Origin of the sequence: Kitasatospora sp. NPDC051853 (genome assembly GCF_044452665.1) — a bacterium.
Classification (GTDB): domain Bacteria; phylum Actinomycetota; class Actinomycetes; order Streptomycetales; family Streptomycetaceae; genus Kitasatospora.
The window spans coordinates 241,204-256,952 of record NZ_JBITBY010000004.1; the positions used below are offsets into that span (position 1 = coordinate 241,204).

Annotated in this window: 15 protein-coding genes, 1 pseudogene and 1 riboswitch; of the genes and pseudogenes, 13 read left to right on the forward strand and 3 right to left on the reverse strand. The window is 73.2% G+C overall.

Features of this window, described 5'->3' with window-relative positions; all coding sequences use genetic code 11:
* Positions 1-11: 11 nt before the first annotated feature.
* From ACIA8O_RS13310 to ACIA8O_RS13340, 7 genes and pseudogenes are all read left to right on the forward strand, one after another.
* A complete protein-coding gene (locus tag ACIA8O_RS13310; RefSeq protein WP_396293813.1) occupies positions 12-3,167 on the forward strand; it encodes a putative bifunctional diguanylate cyclase/phosphodiesterase in 3,156 nt (1,051 codons plus the stop codon).
* Between the two features lie 42 nt (positions 3,168-3,209).
* Complete coding sequence (locus ACIA8O_RS13315; protein ID WP_396293814.1) at positions 3,210-3,683, forward strand: hypothetical protein; 474 nt, start codon at positions 3,210-3,212, stop codon at positions 3,681-3,683.
* A gap of 124 nt (positions 3,684-3,807) precedes the next feature.
* Positions 3,808-4,614 carry a hypothetical protein gene (locus ACIA8O_RS13320; protein ID WP_396293815.1) on the forward strand — a complete coding sequence of 269 codons (807 nt, stop codon included), beginning with the start codon at positions 3,808-3,810 and terminating at the stop codon, positions 4,612-4,614.
* Positions 4,615-4,685: 71 nt separating this feature from the next.
* Positions 4,686-5,174 (forward strand): annotated as a pseudogene (locus ACIA8O_RS13325) (DUF4396 domain-containing protein); the annotation flags it as partial.
* A gap of 139 nt (positions 5,175-5,313) precedes the next feature.
* Positions 5,314-5,763, forward strand: coding sequence for a DUF6153 family protein (locus ACIA8O_RS13330; RefSeq protein WP_396293816.1), 450 nt, complete (start codon positions 5,314-5,316; stop codon positions 5,761-5,763).
* Positions 5,764-5,817: 54 nt separating this feature from the next.
* Positions 5,818-6,474, forward strand: coding sequence for a DUF305 domain-containing protein (locus ACIA8O_RS13335; RefSeq protein WP_396293817.1), 657 nt, complete (start codon positions 5,818-5,820; stop codon positions 6,472-6,474).
* Positions 6,475-6,620: 146 nt separating this feature from the next.
* Entirely contained in the window at positions 6,621-6,830 is a 210-nt protein-coding gene (locus ACIA8O_RS13340; RefSeq protein ID WP_396293818.1) for a DUF4287 domain-containing protein, read from the forward strand.
* An 8-nt stretch (positions 6,831-6,838) separates the two neighbouring features.
* Here the strand turns inward: ACIA8O_RS13340 and ACIA8O_RS13345 are convergent, their stop codons facing one another.
* On the reverse strand, positions 6,839-7,435 hold the full coding sequence (locus ACIA8O_RS13345; protein ID WP_396293819.1) for a histidine phosphatase family protein: 597 nt from the start codon (positions 7,433-7,435) through the stop codon (positions 6,839-6,841).
* 150 nt (positions 7,436-7,585) lie between these two features.
* Positions 7,586-7,670, forward strand: a riboswitch (cobalamin riboswitch).
* 60 nt (positions 7,671-7,730) lie between these two features.
* Here ACIA8O_RS13345 and ACIA8O_RS13350 point away from each other — a divergent pair.
* Positions 7,731-7,943, forward strand: a complete 213-nt coding sequence (locus ACIA8O_RS13350) for a CbtB-domain containing protein (protein WP_396293820.1) — start codon at positions 7,731-7,733, stop codon at positions 7,941-7,943.
* A gap of 16 nt (positions 7,944-7,959) precedes the next feature.
* Entirely contained in the window at positions 7,960-8,769 is an 810-nt protein-coding gene (locus ACIA8O_RS13355) for a CbtA family protein (protein ID WP_396293821.1), read from the forward strand.
* Between the two features lie 103 nt (positions 8,770-8,872).
* On the opposite strand, the gene cutA is transcribed toward ACIA8O_RS13355, so the two are convergent.
* Both cutA and ACIA8O_RS13365 read right to left on the reverse strand, forming a co-directional pair.
* Positions 8,873-9,187 carry a divalent-cation tolerance protein CutA gene (cutA, locus tag ACIA8O_RS13360; RefSeq protein ID WP_396293822.1) on the reverse strand — a complete coding sequence of 105 codons (315 nt, stop codon included), beginning with the start codon at positions 9,185-9,187 and terminating at the stop codon, positions 8,873-8,875.
* An 87-nt stretch (positions 9,188-9,274) separates the two neighbouring features.
* Complete coding sequence (locus ACIA8O_RS13365) at positions 9,275-10,645, reverse strand: PepSY-associated TM helix domain-containing protein (RefSeq protein WP_396293823.1); 1,371 nt, start codon at positions 10,643-10,645, stop codon at positions 9,275-9,277.
* 461 nt (positions 10,646-11,106) lie between these two features.
* Between ACIA8O_RS13365 and efeO the strand changes: the two genes are divergently transcribed.
* The 4 genes from efeO (at position 11,107) to ACIA8O_RS13385 (ending at position 15,729) form a co-directional block, all read left to right on the forward strand.
* Positions 11,107-12,243, forward strand: coding sequence for an iron uptake system protein EfeO (efeO, locus tag ACIA8O_RS13370; RefSeq protein WP_396293824.1), 1,137 nt, complete (start codon positions 11,107-11,109; stop codon positions 12,241-12,243).
* Positions 12,244-12,293: 50 nt separating this feature from the next.
* Positions 12,294-13,598 carry an iron uptake transporter deferrochelatase/peroxidase subunit gene (gene efeB, locus ACIA8O_RS13375; protein ID WP_396293825.1) on the forward strand — a complete coding sequence of 435 codons (1,305 nt, stop codon included), beginning with the start codon at positions 12,294-12,296 and terminating at the stop codon, positions 13,596-13,598.
* Positions 13,599-13,640: 42 nt separating this feature from the next.
* Positions 13,641-14,474: an iron uptake transporter permease EfeU gene (gene efeU / locus ACIA8O_RS13380; RefSeq protein ID WP_396293826.1), complete on the forward strand. Its 834-nt coding sequence runs from the start codon at positions 13,641-13,643 to the stop codon at positions 14,472-14,474.
* Positions 14,475-14,562: 88 nt separating this feature from the next.
* Entirely contained in the window at positions 14,563-15,729 is a 1,167-nt protein-coding gene (locus tag ACIA8O_RS13385; protein WP_396293827.1) for a magnesium and cobalt transport protein CorA, read from the forward strand.
* Positions 15,730-15,749 lie beyond the last annotated feature (20 nt).

The window sequence follows — 15,749 nt, forward strand, 5'->3', positions numbered from 1 at the left end:
CAGAGGCCGCGATGACAAGATGGCGTTGGCCGTACCCGGCGCTCTTCCTCCTCGGCTGGATGGCGCTCCTGACGTCGATGTACTACGCGCACCCGGACCAGCGGATCATCTGGTGGACGGGCATCGGCCTGAGCGGCGTGGCGGCGATCGTGTTCGGCACGCTCCGCAACCGCCCGCCGCACCCGCTCCCGTGGTTCCTGCTCGCGGCGGCCAACCTCTCCTTCACGGCTGGCGAGGTCGCCGAGGTGGTGCAGACCGAACTGCTCCACCTGGTCAACCCGTTCCCCTCCATCGCGGACGGGTTCTACCTGCTCACCTACCCCCTCTACGCGGCCGGGCTGCTGGTCTTCGTCCGCCGCCGGAGCGCCGGCCGGGACCGCGGCAGCCTGCTGGACGCGCTCACCCTCACCACCGGCCTCGGGCTGCTGCTCTGGATCTACCTGGTGCTGCCCTCCGCGCAGAACTCCGAACTGACGTGGGTTCAGAAGGCGTTCTCGATCGCCTACCCGCTCGGCGACATCCTGGTGCTGGCCCTGCTGCTGCGCCTGCTGGTGCCGCACGGGCCGCGCAGCTGGTCGCTGCGGCTGCTCACCGTCGGCACCCTCGGCATGCTCATCTCGGACATCGCGTTCGGCCTGATCCAGCTGCACGGGATGTGGCGGATCGGCACGCCCGTGGACCTCGGCTGGGCGGCCTTCTACACCGCCTGGGGCGTGGCCGCGCTGCACCCCTCGATGGTCACCATGACCAGGCCCGCACTGCGCGCCCGCACCCCCGACGTGGCGCGCGGGCGGATCGTGCTGCTCACCACCGCCGCCCTGGTCGCCCCGGCGATCCTGCTGGTGGACGCCTTCGCCGGGGACATCAGCAACGTCGGCGTGGTGGCCGCCTTCTCCGCCCTGCTCTACCTGCTGGTGCTGGCCCGGCTGGCCCTGGTGGTCTCCACCCACCGGGAGGCGGTGGCCCGCGAGCGGGTGCTGCGGGTGGCGGTCAGCTCACTGGCCGCGGCCACCCGGGTCGAGGAGGTCACGGCGGCGCTGCGGGCCGCGGTGGCCGCGCTGCCCCCGGCCGACCCGCGCCGCCGGGTGCTGCTCGGGCTGAGTGACCACGGCCGGGTCCGCTTCCAGATCTCCCACGGCCGGGACGGCGACTGGCCGCTGCTCCAAGTGCCGCGCGCGGTCCACCTGTTGGCCGCCACCAGGCGTACCCACCAGTGCCGGGCCGCCGACCTCGGCTCCGGGCTCTCCGGCGCGCTGGCCGGTGCCACGCACGCCCTGGTCTGCCCGCTGGCCCTGCAGGACCGCCCGACCGGTGACCCGCTGATCGGCGTGCTGATCGTCGGTGGCGCGGAGCAGGAGCTGGCCGCCCTCACCGACACCCTCGGTGCCCTCACCTCGCAGGCCGCGCTGGCCCTGGAGCGGATCACCCTGAGCCAGGAGGTCAACCGCCGCAACAGCGAGGCCTACTTCCGCAGCCTGGTGCAGAACGCCTCCGACGTGATCCTGATCCTCGACGAGGACGACCGGGTCCGCTACGCCTCCAGCTCGGCGGACCGGGTGCTCGGCCGCCCCGGCCTGGTGGGCACCCCGATCGTCTCCCTGGTGCCCCCGGAGGAGGCGCTCGCGGTGGTCGGCGCGCTGGAGCAGATGCGCGGCCCGGGCGCCCGGGAGCGCCAGGAGCACTGGCGGATGCTGCGCCCCGACGGGGTGCTGATCGAGGTGGAGGTCCGGCACAGCGACCTGCGGGGCGACCCGACCGTGGCCGGCCTGGTGCTGACCCTGCGGGACGTCACCGAACAGCGCCAGCTGGAGCGCGAGCTGAGCCACCGGGCCTTCCACGACTCGCTCACCGGCCTGGCCAACCGGGTGCTCTTCCACGACCGGGTCACCCAGGCGTTCCGCCGCGGCGAGCGCGGCGGCCAGGCCGCCGGGGTGCTGCTGATCGACATCGACGACTTCAAGGTGGTCAACGACACCATGGGCCACAGCGTCGGCGACGAGCTCCTGGTCGCCGTCTCGCTCCGGCTGGCCACCATGGCCCGGGCCTCCGACACCGCCGCCCGGCTCGGCGGCGACGAGTTCGCCGTCCTGCTGGAGGACGCCCGCAGCCCCGCCGACGCGGAGGGCTTCGCCGAGCACGTGATCCGCGCCTTCGACGAGCCGTTCCGGCTCAGCGGCGGCCCGCTGAACGTCTCGATCAGCCTGGGCGTGGCCACCACCGAGGACAGCTGCGACTCGGCCGAGCTGCTCACCCACGCCGACCTGGCGATGTACGCGGCCAAGGCGGCCGGCAAGCGGCAGTGGCGGCGCTTCCAGCCGGTCCTCCAGGAGGGCATGATCGAGCGCCACGAGCTCCAGGAGAGCCTGCACAGCGCCGTCGCCGGGTCCGCGTTCAACCTGCTCTACCAGCCGATCGTGGCGCTCGACACGGGCGGACTGGAGGGCTTCGAGGCGCTGGTGCGCTGGCCGCACGAGAAGCGCGGGATGGTGCCGCCGGAGCAGTTCATCACGCTGGCCGAGGAGAGCGGGCAGATCGTCCCGCTGGGCGCCTGGGTGCTCGGCCGGGCCACCGCCGAGGCGGCCCGCTGGCGGGCCGCCGGCCCCGGGGCGGTGGGCCCGCGCCCGCCGGAGGAGTGGTATGTCAGCGTCAACGTCTCGGCCCGTCAGTTCCGCGACCCCGGCTTCGTGGACGTGGTCCGGGAGACCCTGGACCGGGTCGGCATGGAGCCGGGCTCCCTGGTGCTCGAGTTGACGGAGAGCGTCCTGATGCGGCGGGACGACCGGGTCCGCGCGGACCTGACGGCGCTCAGCGAGCTCGGCATCCGGCTCGCCATCGACGACTTCGGCACCGGGTACTCCTCGCTCAGCTACCTGCGGGAGTTCCCGATCACCATCCTGAAGATCGACAAGTCCTTCATCGACGGACTGGACGACTCCCCGCAGCAGTACGCACTGGTGGAGGGGATCACCAGGATCGCCGAGACCCTGGGCGTGCGGGTGATCGCCGAGGGCATCGAGACCGCCCGCCAGCGCGAGCTGCTGGCCACGATGGGCTGCCCGCTCGGCCAGGGCTACCTCTTCGACCGGCCGATGGGGCCCGGGCAGGTGGAGGCCCTGGTGCGCAGCGGCGCCGACTACCGCGCGCTGACGGGCTCCGGGACCGCCTGAAGTGCCTCCGGGCTCCGGCGGGCCTCGGTTAGGATCGCGCTCATGCCAGCGCCCAGCCAGTCACCGAGCCGCGGCCGCCGTCGCGGCAGCGCGGTCGGCTGGTGGGCGGCGCTGCTCCTGGTCCTCACCGTCGCGCTCTCGCACGGACTGGGCGCCGAGGGCCCGTCCGGCCACCACCTGGCCGGAGCGGTCGCCCAGGCCCACGAGACGACCCCGGTCCATGAGGCCGGCGAACCCCGCGCGGCCGGCGAACCCCACGGGCACGGCGACGACCACGACCACGGCCACGGCCGGGGTCACGACGGGGGCGGCGACTCCTCCGAGGACGGGCACGGCATGCACGCCTGCCTGTCCGGCCAGCCCGCCCAGGGGGTCGACCTGCCGGTGCCGGGAGCCGCCGTGGTCCTCGCCCTGCCGGAGCCGTACGGGCTCCGCTGCGCCGCCGGGGCGGCGGGACGGGCCGAGGCCCGGCCGCCCCCGGCTGACGGACCCTCACCGGGCAGACTGCGGATCTAGCGGGGCCCACCCGCGCGGCGTTCCACCGACGGACGCCGGGCGGGTCGCGCCCCTGCTCCGCCGTGCCCGCGTGCCGTCCGCCGCCGTGGGCAACCGGCTCCGCCACGTGCCCGAAGGCCGGCCCATGTCCTCCTCCGCACCATCCGTCCGCCGTTCCGCCACCACCCCCGGCCGTTCACGGCCAGGCCCGACCGATCCGCCCGGCCCGCCGCTCGCGCCGCCCCCGGGAAGGGCGGCGGCCCGCCGCCGGGCCAGGGCCCGGCAGCCCGCACTGCTCAGCCGCTACCTCGGGTACGTCGGCTACTTCGTCGGCGCCGGCCTGATCAGCGGGGCCGTGGTCCACCACCCGCTCGACCCGGCCCGCTACACCGTGATCGGCCTGGCCGGGGCCGCCGTCTTCCTCTGCGCGGCCGTCCTCGCCGAATTGCAGAGCCCGGGCCGGACCTCGCCCGGGCGGCTGGTGCTGGTGCTCGGCAGCTCGCTCGCGCTCTCCTTCGGCATCGGGATGCTCAGCGGCGGCCTCCAGCACTTCGAGGACTTCCCGAACCGGGCCGCCGTGCTGGTCCCGCTGGGGCTGCTGCTCTCCTTCCTCGCCTACGTCGTCAAGGAGGCCGAGCGCCCGGCCCGGCGCATCCTCGGGCTGCCGGGGCTCGCGGTGCTGGTGGTCACGCTGGTGGCCTTCGCCGGGCTGCGGCAGGTCGCGGCCGGCCTGGACGTCCCGGCGGGCGGCCACAGCCACAGCCACGGCGGGGAGGAGGAGCACGAGGAGGCCCCGGCGGCGCCGGCGTCCGCCCCGGCCGCGACGCCGTCCGTCCAGCCGTCCGCGGCGGCTCCCGGGTCGGCGCCCGGGTCCGTCCCGCCGTCCTCGCCGCCGCCGTCGAGCCCGAAGCCGAGCGGCACCGGGCACTTCGCCGACGGCCACAAGCACTGATTGCGGGATACCCCCAGGGGGTATATGTTGTTCATCGTCCGGGAGGGCGAACGAGAGCACGGGGAGATCTCATGAACCAGCACCAGCACCAGCACCAGCACCACATGCACCACGGCCACCAGTCGGGCGGCGGGAGTTGGCGAGGCGCGGCACAGGCGACCCTGCACTGCCTCACCGGCTGCGCCATCGGCGAGGTGCTCGGCATGATCATCGGAACCGCACTCGGGCTCCACAACGGCGCGACCGTGGTCCTCTCGGTCGCCCTGGCGTTCGTCTTCGGCTACGCCCTCACCATGCGGGGCGTCCTGAAGGCCGGGCTGGACCTCGGCAGCGCGCTGAAGGTGGCGCTGGCGGCCGACACCGTCTCGATCATCGTGATGGAGATCGTGGACAACTCGGTGATGGTCGGGGTGCCGGGGGCGATGGACGCCGGTCTGGGCAGCGTGCTGTTCTGGCTCGCGCTGGCCTTCTCGCTGGTGGTGGCCTTCGTGCTGACCGTCCCGGTCAACCGCTGGCTGATCGCCCGGGGCAAGGGCCACGCGGTGGTGCACGCCTACCACGGCGGTGGCCACGAGGGCCACGGCGACCACGCCGGGCACGAGGGGCACCAGGGCCACGAAGGCCATGAGGGCCACGCCGGTCACCACGGGCACGAGGGTCATGAGGGCCACGAGGGTCACCATGGTCACGAGGGCCACGGTGAGCACCAGCACCACTGATTCCCTGACGAACCGCCACCAGAAGGACAGCACCGTGCACCCCGAGCACCGCCGCCGCCGAGCCCCCGCGAGGGTGCTGCTCGTGCTGGCCGCGCTGCTCGGGGTGCTCGGCATGCACGGCCTCGGTGCGGTGCCCGGTTCGCCGGCCGCACCGCCCGCCCCCGCGGTCGCGATGGCGGCGGGGGAGCACCACGGGCAGCACGGGGCGCCCGGGCACGGCGACGGGGGAGGCGGCGGGCACGACCTGCACGCCGGGCCGATGTGCCTGGCGGGGGCGGTGGCCGCGCCGTTCGTCCCGCCGCCGCCCGGGCCGGCGCCGTCGGCGGTCCCGGAGCGGGCGGCCTGCCCGGTGGGCGGGCTGACGGACGGTCAGCCGGAGGGCGGTCGGGCGCCGCCCGACCTGACGGAGCTCCAGGTCCTGCGCAGATAGGGCGGCCGGTCACCCCAGCCCCCACTCGACCGATGCGCAGGAGAACCGAAACCCATGAACAGCAAGCTGATCCGCCGTACCTCGCTCGCCACCGCCGCGCTCCTCGCGGGCGGCCTGCTGCTGACCGCCTGCGGCAGCGGCGGCAGCGGCTCCGAGCACTCCGGCGGCCACTCTGGTGCCTCGGCCTCGGCCACGGTCTCGGCCGTCGCCTCGGCACCCGCCTCCGGCACCGCTTCCGCCAAGCCGTACAACGCGACCGACCTGGCCTTCGTGCAGGGGATGATCCCGCACCACCGGCAGGCGCTGGAGATGGCCGAGCTGGCCGGCACCCGGGCCTCCGCGCCGGAGGTGAAGCAGCTCGCCGAGCAGATCCGCAAGGCGCAGGACCCGGAGATCGCCACCATGTCCGGCTGGCTGACCGCCTGGGGCGAGCAGGTGCCCCAGGCGGGCGGCGGCCACTCCGGCCACGGTGCCGGGGCGAGCGGCATGATGAGCGAGGCCGAGATGGCCTCGCTCAAGGACGCCACCGGGGCGGCCTTCGACAAGGCCTTCCTCAAGCTGATGGTGGCCCACCACACCGGTGCGGTGACGATGGCCGAGGAGGAGCGGGCGAAGGGCGCGTTCGGCCCGGCGAAGGAGCTGGCCGGGGCCGTGATCAGCGGCCAGAGCGCCGAGATCGCGACCATGAACGGGCTGCTCGCCAAGGGCTGATCCGCACGGCGCAGGGCGCCGGCACCGCACGGTGCCGGCGCCCTCGCGCGTGTGACGTGGATCACGTCCGCGCGGCGATGAGTCCGGCACCGCCGCGCGGTCCTCCCTCATGAGAACGTGCGGCACGAGACGACAGGACGGACGACATGGCCGAGAACACCGTGAAGGGCCCCGCCAGCTACTTCCCCTCCATCGAGAAGAAGTACGGCCGCCCGATCGCCGAGTGGCAGGAGCTGATCCGCAGCTCCCGGCTCACCAGGCACATGGAGCTGGTCGCCTGGCTGAAGTCCGAGCACGGCCTCGGCCACGGCCACGCCAACGCCCTGGTCGCGGCCACCCTGGCCGAGGGCAAGTAGCGCCGGGGTCAGAGGAGTTCGAGCGGGCGGCCGCAGCGGAGGTTCCAGCGTCCGGTGCGGCCGGTCAGTTCGGTGGCGGTGAGCGGGGGGACGTCGATCCGCCAGAAGGAGGAGGGCGGGGCGCCGAGGGCGTGCAGGGCGGCGGCCCGGACGAGTTCCGGTTCGACGACGGCCAGCACGCGGCCGTCGGGCAGCTCGTCGGCGAGGGCGTCCAGCCAGGCGGCCACCCGGGCGCAGAGCGCGGTGAGCGGCTCGCCGCCGTGCGGGGCGGACTCCGGGTCGCCCAGCCACTGGGCCAGGGCGGCCGGTTCGGTGGTGGTCAGCTCCTCCAGGGTGCGGCCGCGCCAGCGGCCCATCGACCAGGCGGCCAGGGCCGGTTCGGGGGTGGCGGGCAGGCCGAGCGCCTCGGCGGTCTCCCGGCAGCGGGCGGTCGGGGAGTGCACGGCGGTACGGGAGTTGACAGAGTGACCGTCGGTTCGGAGTCGGGCGCCGGCCTCGGCCGCCCGGGCCCGTCCGGACGCGTCGAGACCTGCGCCGTCCTCGAACGCCGCGGCCCTCAGCTCCGCGCCGATGGCCGGTGAGATGAACGTCACCCGCGTGGTCACCCGTCACTCCCGTTCTGTCCAACTGCCGTTCCCCGGCGCGGGATCGCAACCGGAGCGGCGCATTTCGCCGAAGCCCGCGCCGTTCCGCGCTCCCTTGGCCGCCGCACCCGAATGGCGGTACGGTTCGCAGCGACATGACGACGGCAGGACGGAAGCCGGTGGGAAACCGGCACGGTCGCGCCACTGTATGCCGACAGCGCCCCACCTCGGTGCGGGAGTTGGCGGTGAGTCAGACCCGATGGCCGTCGTTCGAGCTCCAACGACTGGGACGCGCGTTCCCCAAGGAGGTCCTGCCATGGCACAGGCCATCGTCTCTCCCGCCGCCGAGGCGGCCGGGAGCCTTCCCGTCCGGGCGATCCTGCCCTGGGCGGCGTTCGTCGGCACCCTGATGCTCGTCGCGCTCTACTTCGTGGGCGCCGAGCAGGGTGCCACCTCCGTCTTCTCCGGTGCGGGTGTGCACGAATGGGTGCACGACGCCCGCCACCTGCTCGGTTTCCCCTGCCACTGACGGAGCGCCACGTAACATGCCTGCCTCAACTGTCAGAAACCTCCTGGTCCGTGGCATGCTCGCGGGCCTGGTCGCCGGGGTGATCGCCTTCGCCTTCGCCTTCTTCGTCGGCGAAGGGCCGGTCGACCAGTTGATCGCGCTGGAGAGCACCGCCTCGGCACCGCAGCACGTCCACGGCGGCGACACCGCCGCCGCCCCGGCGGCTCCGGCCGCCGAGGAGGAAGAGGAGCTGGTCAGCCGGTCGATGCAGTCGACCGCCGGACTGGCCACCGGTGTCCTGGTCTACGGGGTCGCGCTCGGCGGCATCGCCGCGCTGGTGTACAGCTTCGCGCTCGGCCGGATCGGCCGCTTCTCGCCCAGGGCGTCCGCCGCCCTGGTCTCGGCGGCGGCCTTCACCACCGTGTACCTGGTGCCGTTCCTCAAGTACCCGGCGACGCCGCCCGCGGTCGGCAACCCGGACACCATCGGGAAGCGCACCACGCTCTTCTTCCTGATGGTGCTGCTGAGCGTGCTGCTCGGGGTGGCGGCCCTGATCCTGGGCCGCCGTCTGGCACCGAGGCTGGGCAACTGGAACGCCTCCGTGGTGGCCGGCCTCGCCTTCGCGGCGGCCGTCACCGTGGCGTTCGTCTTCCTGCCGGGCAACGGCGACGCGGTCCGGGAGACCTTCCCGGCCGCCCTGCTGTGGCAGTTCCGGGTGGCCACCCTGGGCATCCAGGCCGTCCTCTGGGCCGCCTTCGGCCTGGTCTTCGGCCACCTGGCGGAGCGCCTCCTGGCACCCCGTCAGGCCCCGGCCGCCCCGTCCGCGGCCGCCGTCCCGGCCGCCTGAGCACCACCCCGCACCACCCTGCTCGACCCCTCGGGGCCCGCCGCACGCGCGACCGTCGGCGGGCCCCGAGGCACGTCCGGCCCCGGGGCGGGCGAGGGAGCCCTCAGCGGGTCTCGGCGGTGAGCCAGGCCAGGTAGGCGGGGCTGCCGTCGGTGACCGGGACGGCGATCACCTCCGGGGTGTCGTAGGAGTGGTGGGCCGCGATGAACTCCCGCAGCTCCGTGGCCAGTCCGGCGCGGGTCTTGAGGTCGATGCGCCACTCCTCGGCGTCCTGGACCTCGCCGTCCCACCAGTAGACCGAGCGGACGGGGTAGACCTGGGCGCAGGCGGCCAGGCGTTCGCGGACCGCCGCTCCCGCCAGCTCACGGGCCTGCTGCTCGCTCTCGTGGGTGGTGGTGACCACCAGGAAGTCCGTCATGCCCCGAGGGTAGAACGCCGCCGGGCGGCTGACCGGTGGTCAGCCGCCCGGCGGGACGGGAGCGGTGCGGTGATGCTCTTGTGGACGTCAGGCCGCCGCGCGGCGCCGCAGGCCGAGGAGCACGTCGACGACCAGGAAGGCCAGCAGCGAGAGCCCGAACAGCGGGAGGAACCAGCCGATCGGGATCGCCAGCAGGAGCAGGACCACCGCGGCGACCGGGTTCTGCCGCCAGGCGCCCCGGGTGTAGGGGCGGCCCATGGCGCCGCCGGTGGGGCGGCGGTGCCACCACATCCGGTAGCCGAGCAGGATCAGGGTGATCACCGCGAGGCCGAGGGCGACCAGCACGAGCTGGTTGACCAGGCCGAAGGCGAGGCCCATGTGGAGGTCGATGCCGTAGCGGGTGAGTTTGGCGGCCAGCGGGTAGTCGGCGAAGTCCAGCCGGGAGGTGATGTGCCCGGAGGCCGGGTCCACCGCGACCTGGTCGAGGCGGTCCGGCACCTGCCGGTCGATCTCCTTGACCGTGTAGGCCTTGCCGGGCTTGGGCGGGGTGATCTCCAGCGGGCCGTTCAGGCCGGCCTTCCGGGCCGCCGCCAGCACCTGGTCGAGGCCCACCGAACCGGGCGCCGCCTCCCCGGAGCCGCTGTCGGCCGCCTGGTGCCCGGTGTGGTCGGCGCCGATGGCGGTGGAGAGCGAGGGGGTGGACCAGCTGAGCGAGGTGCGCAGGTTCTCGACGTTCTCGCCCGCGTAGGTGGACCAGGTCAGGCCGGTGGCGGAGAGGCCGATCAGGCCGATCGCCGCCCAGAGGCCGACGGCGCCGTGCCAGGAGAGGGTGCGGCGGCGGCCGGTCACCTTCCCGCCCGGACGCAGGTAGCGCTTGCGGCGGCGGCCGATCCAGAGCGCCACGCCGCCGAGCACCACGACCCAGAGCCAGCTGGCGGCCAGCTCGCTGTAGAGCCGGCCGGACTCGCCGAGCAGCAGGCTGGTGTGCAGCTTGTCCAGCGTGGCGCGCAGCGGCAGGGCACCGGTGGAGCCGTAACTCTCCACCGCTCCTTGCGCCTTGGCGGTGTACGGGTCGACGAAGACGGCGAGCCGGTTGCCCTCGGCCACGTTCGGCGAGTTGAGCAGCACCTGGGTGGTGGCCTCGCGGTCCTCGTAGGTGCGGACCAGCGCGAAGCTGCCCTCGGGGTGGGCGGCGGTGGCGGCGGCCACCTGCTCGGAGAGCGGGCGGGGCGCGGTGCCGACCTGGGAGACCGTCAGTTGGTCGGAGTAGAGGACCTTCTCGATCTGGTACGAGGCGCCGTACAGGACGCCGGTGCAGGCGGCGACCAGCAGGAAGGGCGCGATCAGGACGCCGGCGTAGAAGTGCAGGCGCAGCAGGAGGGGGCGCAGGCCGACCCAGAAGGGCGGTCTTGAGGGCGTCGCCGCGGCGGCGGGCGGGGCTTCGGTCTCGGACAGCATGGAGGCAGCTCTCTCCGGCTCGGAGGTGACGGTGCACGGGCAGTGCGCAGCAGCGGACACCGGGCGGCCTGAGGGCACGTCACGGCGGGGATCGGATCCGGCCGGTGTGCACGCCGGAAGGATCGCACCGGGATCCGAGGCCTGCCCATGAACCGGACACGTGGTGCGTCACAACGGGGCGGACGGTCTGCTTCCGGGGGCGGCGGTGCGTACCGGAAGCTCGCACAACGGTTGGGGAACGCGCAGTTCAGCGTGCGTGTCGGTGCTCCGACAAGGCGTTGGGCGGGTCGTTCGGGTACCCCGCGGGACCTGACGGAGTGTCCGGGCGGAGGGTTTTGCCCATCCGTTACCGCCCTGAGGTGGGCATGAGCTGAGGCATGCCTTACTTTACTTGTGGGTGAGGGTGGCCTAAGTGCCCCTCACCCTCCCTCATGCCCTTCCCCTGCCCGTGGAGTCCGCTGATGCCCGTCCGTCGCCCGTACCTCGCCGCGCTGCTCACCGTCGCCGTGGCCGGAGTCGCGCTGACCGCCTGCACCGAGCAGAAGAAGGACGTCTCCGCCGACGGCACCGTGCAGGTGAACGCCACCGACTCCGCCTGCGAGCTGTCGAAGACCACCTTCGCGGCCGGCCCGGTCAACTTCTCGGTCACCAACAAGGGTTCGAAGACCACCGAGGTCTACGTCTACGCGGCCGACGACAAGATCGTCACCGAGCGGGAGAACATCGGCCCCGGCACCAAGGCCACCATCACCGCCGAGATCAAGGCCGGTGAGTACGAAGTCGCCTGCAAGCCTGGCATGGTGGGCGACGGCATCCGCCAGAAGATCACCGTCACCGGCGACGCCGCCCAGGCCAAGACCGACCCGCGCCTGACCGAGGCGGTCACCGCGTACCGCACGTACGTCCAGGAGCAGGCCGACGCCACCATGCCGCTGGTGCAGAAGTTCGCCGACGCGGTGAAGGCCGGCGACCTGGAGGCCGCCAAGGCCGCCTACGCGCCGTCCCGGATCGGCTGGGAGCGCACCGAGCCGGTGGCCGAGAGCTTCGGCGACATCGACCCGAAGACCGACGTCCGCGAGGACGGCCTGGAGCCCGGCCAGGAGTGGACCGGCTGGCACAAGCTGGAGAAGTCGCTCTGGGCCGACGGCAGGATCACCGACGAGGACAAGAAGCTGGCCGACCAGCTGGTCGCCGACCTGACCGAGTGGCAGAAGGTCGTCGGCACCGCCGAGGTCACCGCCACCTCGATGGCCAACGGCGCCAAGGAGCTGCTGGACGAGGTCGCCACCGGCAAGGTCACCGGCGAGGAGGAGCGGTACAGCCACACCGACCTGGTGGACTTCAACGCCAACGTCGAGGGCGCGCTCAAGGCCTACCAGCTGCTCAAGCCGGTCGTCGCGGAGAAGGACGCCGAGCTGGCCAAGACCCTGGACCAGGAGTTCGCCGCGCTGAACACCCTGCTCGCCAAGTACAACCAGGGCGGCACCTGGACCTCCTACGACAAGGTCGGCGACGCCGAGCGCAAGGTCTTCTCGGACGCCGTCAACGCCCTGGCCGAGCCGCTCTCCAAGCTCGCCGCCGCGACCGTCGTCAGCTGAGACGACCCAGGCAACCGAGGCATCCGAGGCAGAGGGACTGAGGGACAGTCATGACCGAGCAGCAGCACGTCGAGGCCGCGGCCACCCCGCAGGCGGCCACCCCGGAGGCGGACGCCCCCACCGGCGTCAGCCGCCGGGCCGTGATCGGCTGGGCCGGTGCCGGGGTGGCGCTCGGCGCCGCCGCGGTCGGCACGGTGGCGGCCGCCACCCGGGACTCGGGCGAGCAGGCCGAGGCCGCGCTCAAGGCCGTCCCCGAGGTCCCGTTCTACGGGGAGCACCAGGCGGGCATCGCCACCCCGGTCCAGGACCGGCTGCACTTCGCCGCCTTCGACGTCTCCACCACCAGCCGGGACGCCCTGGTGCGGGTGCTGAAGGAGTGGACCAAGGCGGCCGCCGTGATGACCGGCGGCCGCGAGGTCGGCTCCGGCGCCACCGGTCTGGCGGAGGCCCCGCCGGACGACACCGGCGAGGCGCTCGGCCTGCCGCCGTCCCGGCTGACCCTGACCATCGGCTTCGGGCCGACCCTGTTCGAGAAGGACGGGGTGGACCGCTTCGGCCTCAAGGCCAAGCGGCCCGAGGGCCTGATCGACCTGCCCAAGTTCCCCGGCGACGCGCTGGACCCGGTCCGCAGTGGCGGCGACATCTGCGTGCAGGCCTGCGCCGACGACCCGCAGGTCGCGGTGCACGCGATCCGCAACCTGGCCCGGATCGGCATGGGCGTGGTGAACGTCCGCTGGTCCCAGCTCGGCTTCGGCAAGACCTCCTCCACCACCCCGGAGGCGCAGACCCCGCGCAACCTGATGGGCTTCAAGGACGGCACCCGCAACATCGCGGGCACCGACGACAAGGCCCTCGGCGAGCACGTCTGGGCCGCGCCCGGCGACGGCCCGGACTGGATGACCGGCGGCTCCTACCTGGTGGCCCGGCGGATCCGGATGCACATCGAGACCTGGGACCGCACCCCGCTCCAGGAGCAGGAGGACATCTTCGGGCGCACCAAGCGCGAGGGTGCCCCGTACGGGAAGCAGAAGGAGCACGACGCGCCCGACCTCGCGGCCATGCCGAAGGAGGCGCACGTGCGCCTGGCCCACCCGGACAGCAACGGCGGGGCCCAACTGCTGCGCCGCGGCTTCTCCTTCACCGACGGCACCGACGGCCTGGGCCGGCTGGAGGCGGGCCTGTTCTTCCTGGCCTACCAGCGCGACACCCGCAAGGGCTTCGTCACCGTCCAGCGCAGGCTGGCCGCCAACGACGCGCTCAACGAGTACATCCAGCACGTCGGCTCGGCGCACTTCGCCTGCCCGCCCGGCGTCCGCAAGCCCGGCGAGTGGTGGGGCCAGTCGCTCCTCGGCTGACCCTGACCCCTCGTCACCAGTACAGAAACGGAGGACACGCGCGTGTTCGGCAACTACCTGATCGGCCTGCGCGAGGGTCTGGAAGCCAGCCTGGTGGTCTGCATCCTGATCGCCTACCTGGTCAAGACCGGGCGCCGGGAGGCGCTGCCTCCGGTCTGGACCGGGGTGGGCGTCGCGGTCGGCCTGAGCATGGCCTTCGGCGCCCTGCTCACCTACGGCTCCAGCCAGCTGACCTTCAAGGCCCAGGAGGCACTGGGCGGCTCACTGTCGATCATCGCGGTCGGCCTGGTCACCTGGATGGTGTTCTGGATGCGCCGGACGGCGCGTCACCTCAAGGCCGAGCTGCACGGCAGGCTGGACGCGGCCGTGGCGACGGGCACCCTCGCCCTGGTGCTCACCGCCTTCCTGGCGGTCGGCCGCGAGGGCCTGGAGACCGCGCTCTTCATCTGGGCCGCGGTGCAGGCGACCAGCGACGGCATCCGCCCGCTGGTCGGCGCCGCGCTCGGCCTGCTCACCGCCGTGGTGCTCGGCTGGCTGTTCTACCGGGGCGCGCTGAAGATCAACCTGGCGAAGTTCTTCACCTGGACGGGCGCCATGCTGGTGGTGGTCGCCGCAGGGGTGCTCGCCTACGGCGTGCACGACCTCCAGGAGGCCGAGATCCTGCCGGGGCTCAACGCGAAGCGGGCCTTCGACATCTCCTCGACCATCCCGCAGGACAGCTGGTACGGCACCCTGCTCAAGGGCGTCTTCAACTTCCAGCCCGACCCGACGAAGCTTCAGGTCTGGGTCTGGGTGCTCTACCTGGTGCCCACGCTCTTCCTGTTCCTGCGTCAGCAGAAGGCCCCGGCGAAGCCCGCCCCGGCGCCCGCCGCCTGAGACCGACCGCACCGCACCGCCCCGACCCGCCGCGCCACCGTGCGCGGCGGGTCGTCGCGTTCCAGACTGGTCGGCGGAGGTCCTTCCCATGTCCGACTGGCGTTCCCGCGCGGCCCGAGCCGGTCTGCGGCCCTTCTCCCGCCCCGACGGCTCCCGTCCTGCCGAGCGGGCGCCGGAGCACTCGATGGACCCCCGCTCCGAACGCGGCCGGGAGGAGCCCCGGGTCTCGCTGGAGCGCTCCGTGGTGGACGCCGCGGTCTACCGCGACGGCCGCCGGATCGCCGGCGCCGACACCCTGCCCGAGGTCTACCGCCAGGTGCCGGGGGAGCCGGGCGCGATGGCCTGGATCGGACTCTTCCGCCCCGCCGAGGCCCAGGTGCTGGAGGCCGCCGAACGCTTCGGCCTGCACGAGCTGGCCGTCGAGGACGCCATCGTCGCCCACCAGCGCCCCAAGCTGGAGCGGTACGGCGACACCCTCTTCGTGGTGCTGCGGGCCGCCCGCTACCTGGACGAGACCGAGCAGGTGGACTTCGGCGAGATCCACCTCTTCGTCGGCCCGCAGTTCGTCCTGACGGTGCGCCACTCGCAGTCCCCCGACCTCTCGGTGGTGCGCCGCCGCCTGGAGGCCGACCCGGAGCTGCTGGCGCTCGGCCCCGAGGCGGTGCTCTACGCCGTGCTGGACGCGGTGGTGGACGGCTACGCCCCGGTGATCGCCGGGCTCCAGCACGACATCGACGAGATCGAGACCGAGGTCTTCGGCGGCGACCCGGGCGTCTCCCGCCGGATCTACGAACTCTCCCGCGAGGTCGTCGAGTTCCAGCGCTCGACCCGGCCGCTGCTGGACATCATGGGCAGCCTGGAGGCCGGCTTCGGCAAGTACGGCACCGACGAGGAGCTCCAGCGCTACCTGCGCGACGTCGCCGACCACGCCACCACCGCCGCCGAACGGGTCGACGGCTTCCGCCAGTTGCTCCAGAACATCCTGCTGCTCAACGCCACCCTGGTCTCCCAGGCCCAGAACGAGGAGATGAAGCAGCTGGCCGAGGCCGGCCACACCCAGAACAACGAGATCAAGAAGATCTCCTCCTGGGCCGCCATCCTCTTCGCGCCGACCCTGATCGGCACCGTCTACGGCATGAACTTCCTCCACATGCCCGAACTGGACTGGGTCTACGGCTACCCCTTCGCGATCGGCCTGATGGCCCTGGTCTGCACCGGCCTCTACCTGGTCTTCAAACGCCGGGACTGGCTCTGACGGCATGAAAGCATGGCCGG